24 protein-coding genes and 1 pseudogene are annotated in these 15,313 nt (G+C 55.2%); 24 read left to right on the top strand and 1 reads right to left on the bottom strand.

The genetic code is table 11. The annotated features are described in order from the left end of the window. Positions 1-2 precede the first annotated feature (2 nt). The 23 genes and pseudogenes from rpsS (at position 3) to ACWFTY_RS06465 (ending at position 13,358) form a co-directional block, all read left to right on the top strand. Complete coding sequence (gene rpsS, locus ACWFTY_RS06355) at positions 3-278, top strand: 30S ribosomal protein S19 (RefSeq protein ID WP_067198327.1); 276 nt, start codon at positions 3-5, stop codon at positions 276-278. Continuing rightward, positions 278-661, top strand: coding sequence for a 50S ribosomal protein L22 (gene rplV / locus ACWFTY_RS06360; RefSeq protein WP_067198329.1), 384 nt, complete (start codon positions 278-280; stop codon positions 659-661). The genes rpsS and rplV overlap by 1 nt, the downstream gene beginning before the upstream one ends. Positions 662-663: 2 nt before the next feature. Beyond that, entirely contained in the window at positions 664-1,365 is a 702-nt protein-coding gene (rpsC, locus tag ACWFTY_RS06365) for a 30S ribosomal protein S3 (RefSeq protein ID WP_447526512.1), read from the top strand. Positions 1,366-1,389: 24 nt separating this feature from the next. Then, positions 1,390-1,821 carry a 50S ribosomal protein L16 gene (rplP, locus tag ACWFTY_RS06370; protein WP_100092383.1) on the top strand — a complete coding sequence of 144 codons (432 nt, stop codon included), beginning with the start codon at positions 1,390-1,392 and terminating at the stop codon, positions 1,819-1,821. 5 nt (positions 1,822-1,826) lie between these two features. Beyond that, on the top strand, positions 1,827-2,045 hold the full coding sequence (gene rpmC / locus ACWFTY_RS06375; protein WP_447526513.1) for a 50S ribosomal protein L29: 219 nt from the start codon (positions 1,827-1,829) through the stop codon (positions 2,043-2,045). Between the two features lie 9 nt (positions 2,046-2,054). Next, positions 2,055-2,306, top strand: a pseudogene (rpsQ, locus tag ACWFTY_RS06380) (30S ribosomal protein S17); the annotation flags it as partial. 191 nt (positions 2,307-2,497) lie between these two features. Next, positions 2,498-2,866, top strand: coding sequence for a 50S ribosomal protein L14 (gene rplN, locus ACWFTY_RS06385; RefSeq protein WP_067198338.1), 369 nt, complete (start codon positions 2,498-2,500; stop codon positions 2,864-2,866). Between the two features lie 2 nt (positions 2,867-2,868). Further along, positions 2,869-3,192, top strand: a complete 324-nt coding sequence (gene rplX / locus ACWFTY_RS06390) for a 50S ribosomal protein L24 (RefSeq protein ID WP_447526514.1) — start codon at positions 2,869-2,871, stop codon at positions 3,190-3,192. Beyond that, a complete protein-coding gene (gene rplE, locus ACWFTY_RS06395; RefSeq protein ID WP_447526515.1) occupies positions 3,185-3,772 on the top strand; it encodes a 50S ribosomal protein L5 in 588 nt (195 codons plus the stop codon). The genes rplX and rplE overlap by 8 nt, the downstream gene beginning before the upstream one ends. A 35-nt stretch (positions 3,773-3,807) precedes the next feature. Then, entirely contained in the window at positions 3,808-4,113 is a 306-nt protein-coding gene (rpsN, locus tag ACWFTY_RS06400; protein ID WP_447526516.1) for a 30S ribosomal protein S14, read from the top strand. 12 nt (positions 4,114-4,125) lie between these two features. Further along, positions 4,126-4,521, top strand: coding sequence for a 30S ribosomal protein S8 (rpsH, locus tag ACWFTY_RS06405; protein WP_067198345.1), 396 nt, complete (start codon positions 4,126-4,128; stop codon positions 4,519-4,521). A 2-nt stretch (positions 4,522-4,523) separates the two neighbouring features. Beyond that, the gene (gene rplF, locus ACWFTY_RS06410) at positions 4,524-5,057 is read left to right on the top strand and encodes a 50S ribosomal protein L6 (RefSeq protein ID WP_447526517.1); all 534 of its coding nucleotides are present in this window, start codon (positions 4,524-4,526) and stop codon (positions 5,055-5,057) included. Between the two features lie 3 nt (positions 5,058-5,060). After that, on the top strand, positions 5,061-5,414 hold the full coding sequence (gene rplR / locus ACWFTY_RS06415) for a 50S ribosomal protein L18 (RefSeq protein WP_335653205.1): 354 nt from the start codon (positions 5,061-5,063) through the stop codon (positions 5,412-5,414). 1 nt (position 5,415) lies between these two features. Continuing rightward, positions 5,416-6,186 (top strand): 30S ribosomal protein S5, encoded by a 771-nt coding sequence (gene rpsE / locus ACWFTY_RS06420; protein WP_447526518.1) that lies wholly within the window; start codon positions 5,416-5,418, stop codon positions 6,184-6,186. A gap of 5 nt (positions 6,187-6,191) precedes the next feature. Beyond that, positions 6,192-6,371 carry a 50S ribosomal protein L30 gene (rpmD, locus tag ACWFTY_RS06425; RefSeq protein WP_067198352.1) on the top strand — a complete coding sequence of 60 codons (180 nt, stop codon included), beginning with the start codon at positions 6,192-6,194 and terminating at the stop codon, positions 6,369-6,371. Between the two features lie 45 nt (positions 6,372-6,416). Then, entirely contained in the window at positions 6,417-6,971 is a 555-nt protein-coding gene (gene rplO / locus ACWFTY_RS06430; RefSeq protein WP_447526519.1) for a 50S ribosomal protein L15, read from the top strand. A 199-nt stretch (positions 6,972-7,170) separates the two neighbouring features. After that, positions 7,171-8,544: a preprotein translocase subunit SecY gene (gene secY / locus ACWFTY_RS06435; protein ID WP_447526520.1), complete on the top strand. Its 1,374-nt coding sequence runs from the start codon at positions 7,171-7,173 to the stop codon at positions 8,542-8,544. A 44-nt stretch (positions 8,545-8,588) separates the two neighbouring features. Continuing rightward, the gene (locus ACWFTY_RS06440; RefSeq protein WP_447526521.1) at positions 8,589-9,236 is read left to right on the top strand and encodes an adenylate kinase; all 648 of its coding nucleotides are present in this window, start codon (positions 8,589-8,591) and stop codon (positions 9,234-9,236) included. Positions 9,237-9,259: 23 nt separating this feature from the next. Further along, positions 9,260-9,874 carry a hypothetical protein gene (locus ACWFTY_RS06445; protein ID WP_447526522.1) on the top strand — a complete coding sequence of 205 codons (615 nt, stop codon included), beginning with the start codon at positions 9,260-9,262 and terminating at the stop codon, positions 9,872-9,874. A gap of 131 nt (positions 9,875-10,005) precedes the next feature. Then, positions 10,006-11,361 (top strand): NADP-specific glutamate dehydrogenase, encoded by a 1,356-nt coding sequence (gene gdhA, locus ACWFTY_RS06450; protein ID WP_447526523.1) that lies wholly within the window; start codon positions 10,006-10,008, stop codon positions 11,359-11,361. 49 nt (positions 11,362-11,410) lie between these two features. Next, positions 11,411-11,890, top strand: a complete 480-nt coding sequence (locus tag ACWFTY_RS06455) for an ATP-dependent zinc protease family protein (protein WP_447526524.1) — start codon at positions 11,411-11,413, stop codon at positions 11,888-11,890. 3 nt (positions 11,891-11,893) lie between these two features. After that, on the top strand, positions 11,894-12,799 hold the full coding sequence (gene rimK, locus ACWFTY_RS06460) for a 30S ribosomal protein S6--L-glutamate ligase (RefSeq protein ID WP_447526525.1): 906 nt from the start codon (positions 11,894-11,896) through the stop codon (positions 12,797-12,799). A 25-nt stretch (positions 12,800-12,824) separates the two neighbouring features. Continuing rightward, positions 12,825-13,358 carry a DUF7010 family protein gene (locus tag ACWFTY_RS06465; RefSeq protein WP_447526526.1) on the top strand — a complete coding sequence of 178 codons (534 nt, stop codon included), beginning with the start codon at positions 12,825-12,827 and terminating at the stop codon, positions 13,356-13,358. Between the two features lie 31 nt (positions 13,359-13,389). Here the strand turns inward: ACWFTY_RS06465 and ACWFTY_RS06470 are convergent, their stop codons facing one another. Next, a complete protein-coding gene (locus ACWFTY_RS06470) occupies positions 13,390-14,442 on the bottom strand; it encodes a succinylglutamate desuccinylase/aspartoacylase family protein (protein WP_447526527.1) in 1,053 nt (350 codons plus the stop codon). Positions 14,443-14,911: 469 nt separating this feature from the next. Here ACWFTY_RS06470 and rpsM point away from each other — a divergent pair, with 469 nt between their 5' ends. Next, positions 14,912-15,280: a 30S ribosomal protein S13 gene (rpsM, locus tag ACWFTY_RS06475; protein ID WP_447526528.1), complete on the top strand. Its 369-nt coding sequence runs from the start codon at positions 14,912-14,914 to the stop codon at positions 15,278-15,280. The last annotated feature ends 33 nt before the right edge of the window (positions 15,281-15,313 follow it).

The following is a 15,313-nucleotide window of genomic DNA, read 5'->3' on the forward strand; positions in this document are numbered from 1 at the left end:
GCATGGCTCGTTCCATCAAAAAAGGTCCATTTGTTGACCTCCACCTGCTGAAAAAAGCGCAGACTGCGCAGGAAAACAGTGTTCGTACACCGATCAAGACCTGGTCGCGTCGTTCCACTGTATTGCCTGATTTCGTCGGCCTGACCTTCAGCGTTTACAACGGCATGAAATTCATCCCGGTTTCGGTGAATGAAGACATGGTCGGTCACAAGCTTGGCGAGTTCGCACCAACGCGGAACTTCTATGGCCATGGCGCTGACAAAAAAGGCAAGAAATAATGGGTAAGGCATCATCACCCCGCCGGGTTGGCGACAATGAAGCTTTGGCTGTAGGCAATTCCATCCGTGGTTCTGCCCAGAAGCTCAACTTGGTTGCACAGCTGATCCGTGGCCGGAAAGCGGAAGACGCTTTGAACATTCTGTCCTTCTCCAAGAAGTCGATGGCCAAGGATGTCAGCAAGGTTCTCGCTTCAGCAATCGCCAATGCCGAGAATAATCACAATCTGGATGTTGACGCATTGATCGTTCACGAAGCGAGCGTCGGCAAGTCAATCACGATGAAGCGCTGGAAGGCGCGTGCTCGTGGTCGTTCAGCCAAGATTATCAAGCCATTTAGCCGCGTTCGCATTGTCGTGCGCGAGCATGAAGAGGAAGAGGCGTAACCATGGGTCAAAAGAGTAATCCTATCGGGCTTCGCCTGCAGATCAACCGGACCTGGGACTCTCGCTGGTATGCGGAAGGTTCCAATTACGGCGACCTCTTGATGGAAGACATCAAGATGCGCAAATTTATCTTTAAAGAGCTGCCACAGGCAGCGATTTCGAAGGTAGTGATCGAGCGTCCGGCAAAAACTTGCCGCATTTCGATCTATGCTGCACGTCCTGGTGTTATCATCGGTAAAAAAGGCGCGGATATCGAAAAGCTGCGTCGCAAACTGAGCGACATGTCGTCCGGTGACGTTTCTTTGAACATCGTTGAAATCCGCAAGCCGGAAGTCGACGCGAAGCTGGTAGCGCAGGGCATTGGTGATCAGTTGATCCGCCGCGTTGCTTTCCGTCGTGCCATGAAGCGTGCGGTTCAGTCCGCTCTTCGTCTGGGCGCTGAAGGAATTAAGATTGTTTGCGGTGGCCGTTTGGGCGGAGCAGAAATTGCTCGCGTTGAATGGTATCGTGAAGGCCGCGTGCCGCTTCATACGCTGCGCGCCAATATCGACTATGCTGAATATGAAGCGCTGACAGCTTATGGCATTATCGGTATCAAGGTCTGGATTTTTAAAGGCGAGATATTGGGTCACGACCCGATGGCTCAGGATCGGTTGAATGTGGAAGCACAGACTTCCGGCGTCCGTCCGCAGCACCAACGTTGATTTTTGAGGAATAGGTAGAGCATCATGCTGCAACCCAAGAAACATAAGTTCCGCAAGGCTTTTAAAGGCCGGATTAAAGGCAAGGCGCCAGGTGGCTCTACCCTGAATTTCGGTAGCTATGGCCTGAAAGCCATGGAGCCTGACCGGATTACCGCGCGTCAGATCGAAGCGGCTCGCCGTGCGATCACGCGTCACATCAAACGTCAGGGCCGGTTGTGGATCCGGATTTTCCCGGATGTGCCAGTATCCAAGAAACCTGCCGAAGTTCGTCAGGGTAAGGGTAAGGGCTCGGTAGAATATTGGGCTGCTCGGGTAAAACCAGGCCGGATTCTGTTCGAACTGGACGGCGTTCCCGGACCGATTGCAGCGATCGCTTTCGAGCGGGCAGCGATGAAGCTCCCGATCAAGACAAAGGTTGTGGCCCGCCTCGGCGATACGTCACATCTGGAAGGTTAAGCTAGATGAGCATGAAAACTGAAGATTTGCGGACCAAAACCGACGATCAGCTCGAGACCGAACTGGGCGAACTGAAGCGCGAGGCATTTAACCTGCGTTTCCAGGCTGCGACCAATCAGCTCGAAAAACCAAGCCGGACGCGGGAAGTGCGTCGCACGATCGCCCGGATCAAAACATTGCAGGCCGAGCGTGCAAACGCGGCTCCCGCAGAAGCTAAGGCGTAAGGAACCGATATGCCAAAACGTATTCTCACCGGCACGGTTGTGTCAGACAAGGGCGACAAGACTGTTGTCGTCAATGTCGAACGCAAGGTGAAGCACCCGCTTTACGGAAAAATCATCCGGCGCTCGAAAAAATATCATGCGCATGATGAAAACAATGAAATCAGCCTCGGCGAAACCGTACGGATTGAAGAAACCCGTCCGATTTCAAAGCTGAAGACCTGGAAAGTTCTGGAACGGGTCGGCGCAGCAGCCGGTGTAGCAACACCGACGGTAAGCGAGATTACGGCTAGCGATCCGAAAGACGAAAAGATCAAGGCGCCAGTGAAGCCAGCGGCAGAAGAAAAAGCCGAAGCGACGCCAGCCGCCGAATAGTTTAGAATATCCCGGGTCTGCCGGGGTGACGAAGTAGGAAACGCCCGGTTATCCGGGTTTATGAAGAAGGAATTGGATCCATGATCCAGATGCAATCGAACCTGGAGGTCGCTGACAATAGCGGCGCCAAACGCGTGCAGTGCATCAAGGTGCTGGGCGGCTCGAAGCGTCGCTTTGCCGGCGTCGGCGACATCATTGTCGTATCGATCAAGGAAGCAGCACCGCGCGGCAAGGTCAAGAAGGGCGACGTTCACCGTGCGGTGATCGTTCGTACCAAGAAAGACATTCGTCGCAAGGACGGATCGGTCATTCGGTTCGACAGCAATGCAGCGGTTTTGGTGAACAACAACCAGGAGCCTATCGGCACCCGTATTTTTGGCCCCGTGGTTCGTGAACTGCGTGCGAAAAAGCATATGAAAATCATCAGCCTTGCGCCGGAGGTAATTTAATCATGGCCAATGCAAAGATCAAAAAAGGCGACACCGTCGTGATCCTGTCCGGCAAGGACAAGGGCAAGTCGGGCGAAGTCACCAAAGTGATGCCGAAAGACGGCAAGCTTATCGTTTCCGGTGTGAATATTGCTATTCGTCACCGCAAGCCAACCCAGGCAAGCCCCCAGGGTGGCCTCGAGCGACGCGAAGCGGCGATGCACATCAGCAAAGTGGCTCTGGCGGATCCGAAAGACGGCAAGCCGACGCGGGTCCGATTTGAAAAGACAGAAGACGGAAAGATGCAGCGTATCGCTGTAAAGTCCGGGGAGAAAGTCGATGGCTGATAAAAAATATATCCCCCGCATGCGCACCAAATATGACGAGGAAATCGTCAAAGCGATGCAGGAAAAGTTCAACTACTCCAACCACATGGAAGTTCCTCGGATCACCATGGTCACCATCAACATGGGTGTTGGCGAAGGTAGTCAGGACAAGAAGAAAGTTGCAACTGCTGCAGCCGAAATGGAATTGATCGCTGGCCAGAAGCCAGTGATTACCAAAGCGAAAAACTCGATCGCGACGTTCAAATTGCGTGAAGGCATGCCGATTGGCTGTAAAGTCAATCTGCGCCGGGAGCGGATGTATGAATTTATCGATCGTCTGGTGACCGTTGCTATGCCTCGTATCCGGGATTTCAGGGGTCTGAATCCGAAAAGCTTTGACGGCCGTGGCAATTTTGCCATGGGCCTGAAAGAGCAGATCATTTTCCCCGAAGTCGCCTATGACAACATCGACGTTGTCCGCGGCATGGACGTGATTGTGACGACTACTGCAAAAACAGACGACGAGGCGCGTGCGCTTCTGGCATTATTTGGTTTCCCGTTCCCTAAAGAGGAACAATCGGAAGAAAAAGAAGCCGCATGAGCGCTTCATTATACGGAAGGACGAGAACTTAAGTCATGGCGAAACTGAGTTCCATTAACAGAAACGAAAAACGCAAACGGATGGTGAAGAAATTCGCTGGCCGTTATGCGAAACTTAAGGCGATGGCATCGGATCAGTCTCTTGACGAGACCGAACGTCTGATGGCGCGCCTAAAAATGGCGGAAATACCGCGCAATGCGAATCCAACCCGCGTGCGCAACCGCTGTGAAACCACAGGACGGCCTCGCGGTTATTACCGTAAGTTCCGCCTGTGCCGCATCGAGCTGAGAGACATGGCCAATAAAGGTCTGATTCCCGGCGTAACGAAATCAAGCTGGTAAGGGAGAGATAATATGGCTTTTACCGATCCCTTGGGTGACATGCTCACCCGTATCCGTAACGGACAACAGGCACGCAAAGACAGCGTCGTAACACCTGCGTCCAAATTGCGTGGTGCCGTCCTCGAAGTGTTGCAGCGCGAAGGTTATATTCGTGGCTACAGCGAAGAAGAGGTCAACAAGCACCCCGGTCTGCGGATTGAACTGAAATATTTTGAAGGCCAACCGGCAATTCGCCACGTGGCCCGTGTTTCAAAGCCTGGTCGTCGTGTCTATAGCGGTTCGGAAGATCTGCCACGGGTACGCAACGGCTTGGGCATAACAATCGTATCGACGCCACAAGGTGTTCTCTCTGACGCAGAAGCGCGTCAGGCGAAGGTCGGCGGCGAAGTACTGGCTGAGGTATTCTAATCATGTCCCGTATTGGCAAAAAATCAGTGGCTATTCCGGACGGCGTCACTGCCGTGATGGAAGATGGCCTGGTCAAGGTCAAAGGACCAAAGGGCGAGCTTTCGACCCCGATGGTTGATGACCTGACTTACGAACTGAGCGACGGTGGATTGCTGGTTAAACCAGCAAACAAGTCGAAAACCGCTCGCGCATTCTGGGGAATGCAGCGTACTTTGGTACAGAATCTGGTTGATGGCGTTACTGCCGGTTTTACCAAGGTTCTGGAAATCAACGGCGTTGGTTATCGTGCAGCAGCTCAGGGCAAGAACCTGAATTTGCAGCTCGGTTACAGCCATGATGTGAACTTCGCGATCCCGGACGGTATCGAGATCAAGACACCCGATCAGACAACGATCGAAATCACCGGCATGGACAAACAGCAAGTTGGCCAGGTCGCTGCCGAAATACGTCGCTGGCGCAAGCCCGAACCGTATAAAGGCAAGGGTATTAAATATCGCGGCGAATATATTTTCCGCAAAGAAGGGAAGAAGAAATAAGCCATGGCGAATATTTCTCAGTTCAAACGGCGCCAGCAACGCGTACGCAGCAAATTGCGGAAGCGCGGGCTCTCAAAGCCTCGTTTGTCCGTCCATCGTACGAGCCGGCATATCTATGCTCAGGTTATCGACGATGCCGAGGGCAAAACGCTGGCTTCCGCTTCGACCATCGACAAAGCGTCTTCGGTCAAAACCGGCGCGGATAGCAACGCTGCTGCCGATGTTGGCAAGCGCGTAGCCGAAGCCGCCAAGAAGGCAGGCGTTAAAGAAGTAATTTTTGACCGTGGCGGGTTCCTGTTTCACGGACGTGTGAAGGCTCTGGCCGACGCAGCACGTGAAGGCGGATTGGAGTTTTAATATGGCTGAAGAGAACACAACACCAGACGGCGCGGCAAAGCCAGGCACGACCGGTGAAGGCAATCAGCCAGCAGCTGCTGTAGCGCCTGAAGCTAAAACCGGCGGCGCTCCCGATCGTCCTGCTCGCGGTGGAAACCGTGGCGGCGGCGGTGGCAACCGTGACAACCGCGGTGGCGGTCGTGACAATCGTGGCGGCGGACGTAACAATCGCGGTGGTCGTGGCAACAATGACGGCGGCGAAGAGCTGATCGAGAAATTGGTCCACATCAACCGCGTTTCCAAAACTGTTAAGGGCGGTAAGCGCTTCGGTTTTGCTGCACTGGTTGTGGTTGGCGACGGCAAGGGCCGTGCCGGCTTCGGTAAGGGCAAGGCACGCGAAGTGCCTGAAGCCATTACCAAAGCAACGGCTGCTGCAAAGAAGTCGATGGTTCGCGTACCGCTTCGTGAAGGCCGTACCCTGCACCATGATGGCACTGGCCAATTTGGCGCCGGTAACGTTACCGTTCGTTCGGCACCAGCTGGTACCGGTATTATTGCCGGTGGTCCAATGCGTGCCGTTTTCGAAAGTCTCGGCGTTTCCGACGTTGTGACCAAGTCGAATGGTACAGCCAATCCTTACAACATGATCCGCGCGACTTTTGCCGCACTGGCAGATCAGTCGAGCCCGAAATCCGTGTCCCAGCGACGCGGCAAGAAAGTGACCGACCTGCTTGCACGTGCTGGCGGTTCGGCTGCTGAAGTGGCAGCAGATGCCGCGGCAGTTACGGAGTAATTTTGATGGCGAAAATTAAAATCAAGCAGATCGGATCTCCGATCCGTCGTCCGGAATCTCAGCGCAAAACGCTGATCGGTCTCGGTCTCAACAAGATGCACCGTGTTTCCGAACTGGAAGACACCGCCGAAGTCCGCGGTATGATCGGCAAAGTACATCATCTGGTGGAAGTTCTCGAAGGGTAACACCCGAGACTTCCGTGCGCATAAAAGCGAAAGCGAGTACAAGACATGAAATTAAACGAACTTAGAGACAATGAAGGCGCACGCAAGTCGCGCATGCGCGTTGGCCGGGGCATCGGCTCGGGCAAAGGCAAAACCGGCGGACGTGGCCAAAAGGGCCAGAAGTCCCGTTCCGGTGTTTCAATCAACGGATTTGAAGGCGGCCAGATGCCGCTCCACATGCGTCTTCCGAAACGCGGTTTCAACAACCCTTTCGGCACAGACTATGCGGAAGTGAACCTGGGCATGATCCAGAAGTTCATCGACAGCAAAAGCCTCGATGGCAAAGGCACGATCGACCATGCAACGCTGAAAGCTGCTGGTCTCGCTCGTGGCGGCAAGGACGGCGTCCGTCTGCTTGCCAAAGGCGAATTGAAAGCCAAAATCACGATCACCGTTGCCGGTGCTTCGAAAGCTGCTGTTGCAGCGGTTGAAAAAGCAGGCGGCAAGGTCGAAATTCTTCCAGCGGGTGGCGAACGCCGTCCCAAGGGCGAGAAAAAGGCTGTGGCTTCCAAGCCTGCGCGCGAGAAAAAAGCCGCAAACAAGGCTAAAAAGAACGATTGATCTTCGAGAGGCGCTAGTTTTAGCGCCTCTTTTTCTGGCCCCTTGTTTTTGATGCACTAACATCCGATATGGGGCGGGTTGCATAGCTGCAAAAGCAGCTATTCATCTCCGGAGATTGCAGCAAGTCGCAATAGTTGGAGATGGGCCTCTGCCTCCGCAGGGGCGCGTTGCAAACTAATAGTGGGCAGGGAAGTCAAGCATGGCATCAAGAGCCGATCAGGTCGCAGCGAATCTCAACCTGGCAAAATTTGGCGAAGCTACCGAATTGCGTAAACGCATCTGGTTTACGCTTGGCGCGCTTATCATTTTCCGTCTGCTCAGCTTTGTTCCGCTGCCTGGCGTAGATCCGGTCGTTCTGGCTGATCTCTATGATCAGACCCGTGGCGGCGTTCTTGATATTTTCAATACATTTTCAGGCGGTTCGCTCGAGCGGATGAGCCTTATTGCGTTGGGCGTGATGCCATATATTACCGCTTCGATTGTGGTCCAGCTGGCAGCGGCGCTCTCGCCTACTTTGGCTGCGGTCAAAAAAGAAGGCGAGTCCGGGCGCAAGAAACTCAATCAATATACCCGCTACGGCACGGTCGGCCTGACCGCCGTTCAGGGCTATTTCATTGCCGTTGGCCTGGAGAGCTTCGCTTCCCAGTCCGGTCTGCAGGCAGTTGTAGAGCCCGGCTATATGTTCCGCGTTGGCGCGGTTATCAGTCTGGTCGGCGGAACGCTCTTCCTGATGTGGCTCGGTGAGCAAATCACCAGCCGCGGCATCGGTAACGGTATCTCGCTGATCATCATGGCCGGCATTGTCGCCCAGATGCCAACCTTTGTCGGTAATCTGATGGAAGGCGGCCGCACCGGTTCGATCAGCGCGCTGACCATCGTCGGCTTGATCGTGATGGTTGCCGGTCTGGTATTGTTCATCAGCTTCATGGAGCGCGCCCAGCGAAGGGTGCTGATCCAGTATCCGAAGCGCGCCACGCAACACGGCGTGATGCAGGCGGATCGCAGCCATTTGCCGCTGAAGGTCAATACTGCAGGTGTTATCCCGCCGATTTTCGCGTCGTCGCTGCTGCTGATGCCGCTGACGGTAAGTCAGTTCGCCGGCAATGCGACATCCGGTGAAACCATGTTCGGTGATTTCGTTATCATGCTGAACCAGTATCTGGCGCACGGCCAGCCGCTCTACATGGCGCTTTATGCATCGGGTATCGTCTTCTTCTGTTTCTTCTACACCGCGGTTGTCTTCAACCCGGAAGAAACGGCCGAAAATCTGAAGAAAAACGGTGGTTTCGTCCCGGGCATCCGTCCGGGCAAGAATACCGCTGATTATCTCGATTATGTGCTGACCCGGATCACCGTGGTCGGCGCGGCCTATCTGGCTTTCGTCTGTGTCCTGCCGGAATATGTCATGGCCCAGACGAGCCTGCCGATCTTCTTCCTTGGTGGTACCAGCCTGTTGATTGTCGTCAATGTGACGGTCGATACGGTGACGCAAATCCAGAGCCATTTGCTGGCGCTTCAATATGGGGATTTGCTCAAGAAAGCCAAACTCAAGGGCGGTCGGCGTAAACGCTAGATAGCCCAGCCGACCAGACTCATCATAATTTTCAGGGGACAATCATGGACATTATTTTGTTGGGACCGCCAGGTGCCGGGAAGGGTACTCAGGCTAGTCGTCTCGAAGATGAACATGGCATGGTCCAGCTCTCCACGGGCGACATGCTCCGTGCAGCGGTAAAAGCCGGTACCGAGGTCGGCAAAAAAGCCAAGGCGCTGATGGATGCCGGTGAACTGGTTCCTGACGAAGTCGTTTCGGGCATTATCGGTGACAGGCTGGATGAACTCGGCCCCGATCAAGGCGTTATCTTTGACGGCTATCCCCGGACAGCGGCGCAGGCTGTTTCGCTGGACGAAATATTGGCGGCGAGAAACCGCACGCTATCATACGTGATCGAGCTCGTCGTCGACGAAGACGCACTGGTCGAACGGATCACCGGCCGCTATACCTGCGGCAATTGCGGGGCAGGCTATCACGACAAGTTCAAGAAGCCTGCCGTCGAAGGTGTCTGTGATGTGTGCGGCAAGAGCGAATTCAAGCGCCGCCCGGATGACAATGAAGAGACCGTGCGAACCCGCATGAAAGAATATCGGGCGAAGACCCAGCCGATCCTGCCGATTTACGAAGCGCGCGGCATCGTGCGCAAGGTCGATGGCATGGGCAGCATGACGGAAGTCAATGATGCGATAGAGGCTGTCCTGTCGCTCTGAATAATTTTACTGGAGATAGGGTCATGGCGAAGCTGGCATTTCACGCAATTTTGGGAATGGCAGCAGTTTGCTGCATGACCGCCGCAAATGCGGAAGTGACCAACACCGCCGACAACGGCTTCACCGTCCAGCACCAGGCAGTGATCGCCGGTGACAATGAAACGGTCTGGAAGGCGATGATCGCGCCGTCTCGCTACTGGAACCCGGATCACAGCTGGTCCGGCAATGCCGAAAATTTCTATCTCGTGCCGCAGGCCGGCGGTTGCTTTTGCGAGCTGATCCGGACGACGTCGGATGATAATATCAAAAGTTCCGAGGGCAGCGTCCAGCATATGCGCGTGATCTATGCGCGCAACAACAAGATGCTGCGGCTGTCCGGTGCGCTGGGACCGCTTCAGGGCGAAGCGGTTACCGGCACGCTGACCATGTTGCTGCAGCCGGAGGGCGATAGCACCGTGGTCAGGTTCACCTATAAAGTGGGTGGCTATATGGAATTTCCCGTCGACCAGATCGCTCCGGCGGTGGACGGCGTGATCGGCGAGCAATTGGCTCGTCTGGCCGGTTTGTTTGCTGAAGCGGATAAACCGGGCGCCGTCTTGCCGGATGACGGGGCTGGGCAAGGTGATGAAGAGAGCTGATTAGGGCTCAACCTCAAGGCTTTACGTTAGCCGCTTAATAGTTCTATGATCGATATATACTTGTTGCCGGCTTGAGGATGCCGACAGCGATAATCGGGTCGCGCTGATATACAATATTTGAGGGGTATATAATGGCCGTTTCCGATCATGTAGATTTTCCGACATTCATGGAAGGCGTCAAGAAGCGCAATCCGGGCCAGCCTGAATTTGTTCAGGCGGTTCAGGAAGTCGCGATGGATATTTTCGATTTCATCGAAGATAAAGAAGCCTATCACAGCGCACAGATTTTGCGGCGCATTGCCGAGCCCGACCGGGTGATATCCTTCCGTGTTTGCTGGGAAGATGACAATCACTGCATTCGGGTACAGCGCGGTTTCCGCATCCAGAACAACAATGCCATCGGGCCTTACAAGGGCGGTATCCGTTTCCACCCGAGTGTCACCGAAAGCGTGCTGAAATTTCTGGCGTTCGAGCAGACGTTCAAAAACGCGCTGACCGGACTGCCAATGGGTGGCGGCAAGGGCGGCGCGAACTTCAATCCGAAGGGCAAGTCCGATGCCGAAGTCATGCGCTTCTGCCAGTCGTTCATGACCGAGCTTTACCGGCATATCGGCCCGGACACGGACGTTCCCGCTGGTGATATCGGCGTCGGTGGACGTGAGATCGGCTATATGTTCGGTCAGTATAAGCGGATCACCAATCGCTGGGAAGGCGTGCTGACCGGCAAGGGCATCGAATATGGCGGCTCGCAGATGCGGCCAGAAGCGACCGGCTATGGCGCGGTCTATTTCATGGAGAATATGCTCAAGCACAGGAATGACGCAATCGCGGGCAAGACTGCAGTTATCTCCGGTTCCGGCAATGTTGCGACCCACGCGGCAGAGCAGATCACCAAACAGGGCGGCAAGGTCCTGACGCTCTCCGACAGCGGCGGCTTCATTCACGATCCCGACGGTATCGATCAGGACAAGATTGACTGGGTCAAACATCACAAGACACATACGCGAGGCCGGATCAGCGACTATGCCGATCATTTTACCGGTGCATCCTATCATGAAGGCAAGCGTCCCTGGAGCGTGCCGTGTGACCTGGCATTGCCCTGCGCGACCCAGAACGAACTCAATGAAGAGGAAGCCAGGGAACTGGTTGCGAACGGCGTGATTGCCGTATCGGAAGGCGCCAACATGCCGACCACATTGGAAGGCGTCCATGTCTTCCACGATGCGAAGATCATGTACGGTCCGGGCAAGGCTGCCAATGCTGGCGGCGTTGCTGTATCCGGCCTCGAAATGAGCCAGAATGCAGAGCGGATCAGCTGGAACCACGCGCGGCTCGGCGAGATGCTCACCGATCTGATGGAAGGCATCCACGGCAAATGCGTCGAATATGGCGATCAGGGCGATGGCTATGTCGATTACGTGAAGGGCGCAAATATCGCGGGCTTCAAGAAAGTGGCCGATGCCATGCTCGCCTATGGTGTTACCTAAGCCATAATTATCTTGCGCAAAAATGCGCCATCGGCCAGATATTCGGCCGATGGCGCAAGCAAATATACCGAAGCTTAAACAGCTCCCCAAGAAGCTCAAGGAGCCGTGCGAAATCGGTTGGTGCGAGCTGATCGACTTGCCGGAATTCGGCGTGAAAAATCTTCATGCCAAGGTTGATACCGGGGCAGCGACTTCCTCGCTCCACGCCATCCGGATCAAGCCTTTCGACAAAGATGGCGAACCATATGTGCAATTTACCATCCCGATGGGGTCCGGTACGCCCGACCATCATTGCGAAGCGCGGGTTTACGGACAGCGCCGGATAAAGAGTAGTAATGGTGTCATGCAAACCCGTTATGTGGTAGAAGCAGTCATGAAGCTCGGGCCACTGGAGTGGGTCGGGCATATGACGCTTGCCAATCGGCAATCGATGATATTTCCGGTCCTGATAGGTCGCCGGGCGCTCAAGCGGGGCTTCCTCGTCAACAGCGCCAAGCGCTGGATGCTGGGCCGGCACCAGGAAAGATAATATATGAAAATCGCAATGCTTGCACGGAATCCCAGACTCTACTCCCATCGGCGTCTGGTGGAGGCGGCGGAAGAGCGCGGCCACGAACTGAGAATCCTTAACACGTTGCGCTGCACGATGAACATCACCTCGCATCGGCCAAGCATATTGTACAATGGCGAAACGCTGACCGGTTTTGACGCCGTGATCCCGCGCATCGGCGCATCGATCACCCATTATGGTCTCGCGGTGCTGCGCCAGTTCGAGATGATGGGCGTATGGCCATTGAATGAAAGCGTTGCCGTCGGCCGTTCGCGCGACAAGCTGCGCTCGATGCAGATTTTCGCCAAACATGGCCTGGGTCTGCCGGTTACGGCTTTCGCCCATGATCCGAAGCAGACCGATGAAGTGCTCAAGATTGTTGGCGGCGCGCCAGCAGTGATCAAATTGCTCGAAGGTACGCAAGGCATCGGTGTCGTATTGGGAGAAACCAACAACAGCGCCAAGTCGGTGATCGAGGCGTTCCGCGGCCTCAACGTCAATATTCTTGTCCAGGAATTCATCAAGGAAGCGGGATCAAGCGACATCCGGATCTTCGTCGTCGGCGGCAAGGTTGTCGCCGCGATGATGCGGACCGGCGCAGAAGGCGATTTCCGTTCCAACCTGCACCGGGGTGGTTCGGCCAAAATGGTCAAGATCACCCCGGAAGAGCGCTCGACCGCTATTCGCGCTGCAAAGGTCATGGGGCTGAACGTGGCCGGCGTGGACATATTGCGCGCTAACCACGGTCCGGTGATCATGGAAGTGAACAGTTCGCCGGGTCTCGAAGGCATTGAAGCTGCAACCGGCAAGGACGTCGCCGGCCAGATCATCGAATTCATCGAGGCAAAGGCAAAGGCTGGCGATACCAAGACCAAGGGCAAAGGCTGATCGCGACATTGAGCAAAGCTGCATAATGCAAGTCCGGCAAACGCAGGATGCCGTCAGTCGCTCGTTTGTCGGCGGGGGACCGGGTGTTATCTATTCGGGATTGATCTGGATAGTTACCGGATTTGTATATTTGCGCAGTGATGTGAACATGGCTTTCATCGTGCTGTTCCTCGGCGGGATGACTATCTTTCCGGTCTCGGCCCTGCTTTCGCGAGTCCTGTTCCGTCGGCCCGGTCTGTCTTCGAACAACCCGCTCGGGATGCTGGGGCTGGAGAGCACGATCGCAATGCTTGCCGGGCTGTTTGCCGCCTGGCTATTCTTGCCTCTGCAGTCAGCATATGTGTTGCCAGTGGCCGCCATCGCGGTCGGGGTGCATTATTTTGCATTCGCTACCCTCTATGGCGACAAAACATATTGGCTGCTGGCCGCCCTGATCACAGCTGTCGGTTTCGCAGGCATATATGCACTCGATGCCATGTCCGGCGCTATGCTATTCGCGGTCGGCGCCATTGAGCTGGTGATCGGGCTTATATTGTCTGCGCGGGCCTTGAAGTCTTAACGGTCGAGTGGTGTCAATGGCCGCTGCCAGGCTAGATAACTTCATCCTCGTCGAGTAGCTGATTGCCGGTAATCTCGCCTTCGATCTGCTCCAGCCGTTCTCCCACCGTGTGGAATATTCTCACTTCGGCGATGTGGAGCAGCGCGTCACCCTGATTGACTACTGGCAGGTTGCTGTGGCCGATGACAATTCCGTCAACCGGGGAGAGGATCGCTTCTTCGCCATCGCCGAAAATATCGCTGATACAGGCGACGGTGTCGCCCTTGTGGACTTTGCTGCCGGATTGTGAAATCAGCCGGCAAATTCCGCCTCTGGTCGAGCGCAGCCAGACCGTGCGGGTGGTCTGGGCAGGGGGTGCCCCGCGCTTGCCGAGCCGTTTGGTATCGATCATCTCCAGTTTCTTCAATACCCGCAAAATGCCGTTGACCCCGGTGAGCACGGAAAATTCGTCAAAGCGCAGCGCTTCACCGGCTTCCATCAGCAGCATATCGACGCCGGCTTCCCGGGCCAGGGCGCGCAACGAGCCGGGGCGCAAGTCTGCTTCGATGACAACCGGCGGTCCGAATTCGAGCGCCAGCTCCTTAAGTTCGGCATTGCCCGAAGCGATGCGGATCTGCGGCAGGTTATAGCGGTGTTGCGCGGCGCTATGGATATCGATGCCGAGCGAGCAGCGATCGATAATCTCGGTGGAGAAAATATTCGCCAGCTGAGAGGCAAGCGAGCCTTTTTCCGTGCCGGGAAAAGACCGGTTGAGATCGCGGCGGTCCGGAAGATAGCGGCTGTGGTTAATGAAGCCGAACATATTGACCACCGGCACGAAGATGACCGTTCCCGCCATGCGCGACGGATGCAGTTTCTTCATCACTCGGCGGATGATCTCGGTGCCGATAATCTCGTCACCGTGGATCGCCGCGCTGACGAAAATCGTCGGACCTTTGCGCTTGCCGTGAAAAACGCGCACTTCCATATTGGCCTGCATGCCGGCGGAGAGGTCGCTGACCGGGATCGCAATGTCGCCGGTTTTTCCTGGCGCAATCGCCTCTCCGCCGATCTCGAACAGATCATGTTTGTCTCTATTGGTCAATTAACGCCCCCCGATGAAATTGGGCGAACGCTAGTGCATTTTGGCAGGAAAGCGAAGCATGAACGATCAGCGCGGCTGCCTGAGCCTGCTATAAGGGGCTGGGCTAACGCGAGACTCATGGTGATCGGGGGATAGAAATCCGCATATTGCGATAATTGCGGACGCGTATGCCACGAACCAGCGGACATATGCATCGCTACATCGGAAAGAGCCTATCGAGCATTTGACGCCCGTGAATTTTTAACTAGATAGGGCAGTGGCTCGAGCAGGCAGGAAATAGCTGGTTTTCCGGCCATTCCATGTTGACAGCGACAGCGACTCTCCCTATTTCAACTTTATTCGAAATCCAACACAACCGGCAGCGCCCTACGTGCGTCCGCTGGTTTTGTGCGTTTCGGGTGTGTTTTTAACGACTTGGCTATGAGATAGGTCCCGGCGAATCGGTCCCTGTGGAGCATGGAGAAATATATTGGCACGTATTGCTGGGGTAAATATCCCAACTAACAAACGCGTAATCATTGCGCTAACCTACATTCACGGTATCGGACGCACGGCTGCGGCTGACATTGTTGAAAAACTGAAGATTGATCCGACCCGCCGGGTTCAAGACCTCACCGATCAGGAAATTTTGCACATTCGCGAAACAATTGATGCCGATCATACGGTTGAAGGCGATCTGCGGCGTGAAGTTGCAATGAACATCAAGCGTTTGATGGACCTGGCCTGCTATCGCGGCCTGCGTCACCGTAAAGGCCTGCCAGTTCGCGGACAGCGTACGCATACCAATGCGCGCACCCGTAAAGGCAAGCCCAAGGCGATTGCTGGCAAAAAGAAATAGAACTTGTCTTCGGATAAGTATTTTCAAGATATT

This window comes from Parasphingorhabdus sp. NYA22 (genome assembly GCF_976973735.1).

Bases quoted from the DNA above. Each gene is read 5' to 3' on its own strand.
- rpsS (WP_067198327.1), top strand. From the start codon at position 3: ATGGCTCGTTCCATCAAAAAAGGTCCATTTGTTGACCTCCACCTGCTG.
- rplV (WP_067198329.1), top strand. From the start codon at position 278: ATGGGTAAGGCATCATCACCCCGCCGGGTTGGCGACAATGAAGCTTTG.
- rpsC (WP_447526512.1), top strand. From the start codon at position 664: ATGGGTCAAAAGAGTAATCCTATCGGGCTTCGCCTGCAGATCAACCGG.
- rplP (WP_100092383.1), top strand. From the start codon at position 1,390: ATGCTGCAACCCAAGAAACATAAGTTCCGCAAGGCTTTTAAAGGCCGG.
- rpmC (WP_447526513.1), top strand. From the start codon at position 1,827: ATGAGCATGAAAACTGAAGATTTGCGGACCAAAACCGACGATCAGCTC.
- rplN (WP_067198338.1), top strand. From the start codon at position 2,498: ATGATCCAGATGCAATCGAACCTGGAGGTCGCTGACAATAGCGGCGCC.
- rplX (WP_447526514.1), top strand. From the start codon at position 2,869: ATGGCCAATGCAAAGATCAAAAAAGGCGACACCGTCGTGATCCTGTCC.
- rplE (WP_447526515.1), top strand. From the start codon at position 3,185: ATGGCTGATAAAAAATATATCCCCCGCATGCGCACCAAATATGACGAG.
- rpsN (WP_447526516.1), top strand. From the start codon at position 3,808: ATGGCGAAACTGAGTTCCATTAACAGAAACGAAAAACGCAAACGGATG.
- rpsH (WP_067198345.1), top strand. From the start codon at position 4,126: ATGGCTTTTACCGATCCCTTGGGTGACATGCTCACCCGTATCCGTAAC.
- rplF (WP_447526517.1), top strand. From the start codon at position 4,524: ATGTCCCGTATTGGCAAAAAATCAGTGGCTATTCCGGACGGCGTCACT.
- rplR (WP_335653205.1), top strand. From the start codon at position 5,061: ATGGCGAATATTTCTCAGTTCAAACGGCGCCAGCAACGCGTACGCAGC.
- rpsE (WP_447526518.1), top strand. From the start codon at position 5,416: ATGGCTGAAGAGAACACAACACCAGACGGCGCGGCAAAGCCAGGCACG.
- rpmD (WP_067198352.1), top strand. From the start codon at position 6,192: ATGGCGAAAATTAAAATCAAGCAGATCGGATCTCCGATCCGTCGTCCG.
- rplO (WP_447526519.1), top strand. From the start codon at position 6,417: ATGAAATTAAACGAACTTAGAGACAATGAAGGCGCACGCAAGTCGCGC.
- secY (WP_447526520.1), top strand. From the start codon at position 7,171: ATGGCATCAAGAGCCGATCAGGTCGCAGCGAATCTCAACCTGGCAAAA.
- ACWFTY_RS06440 (WP_447526521.1), top strand. From the start codon at position 8,589: ATGGACATTATTTTGTTGGGACCGCCAGGTGCCGGGAAGGGTACTCAG.
- ACWFTY_RS06445 (WP_447526522.1), top strand. From the start codon at position 9,260: ATGGCGAAGCTGGCATTTCACGCAATTTTGGGAATGGCAGCAGTTTGC.
- gdhA (WP_447526523.1), top strand. From the start codon at position 10,006: ATGGCCGTTTCCGATCATGTAGATTTTCCGACATTCATGGAAGGCGTC.
- ACWFTY_RS06455 (WP_447526524.1), top strand. From the start codon at position 11,411: ATGGCGCAAGCAAATATACCGAAGCTTAAACAGCTCCCCAAGAAGCTC.
- rimK (WP_447526525.1), top strand. From the start codon at position 11,894: ATGAAAATCGCAATGCTTGCACGGAATCCCAGACTCTACTCCCATCGG.
- ACWFTY_RS06465 (WP_447526526.1), top strand. From the start codon at position 12,825: ATGCAAGTCCGGCAAACGCAGGATGCCGTCAGTCGCTCGTTTGTCGGC.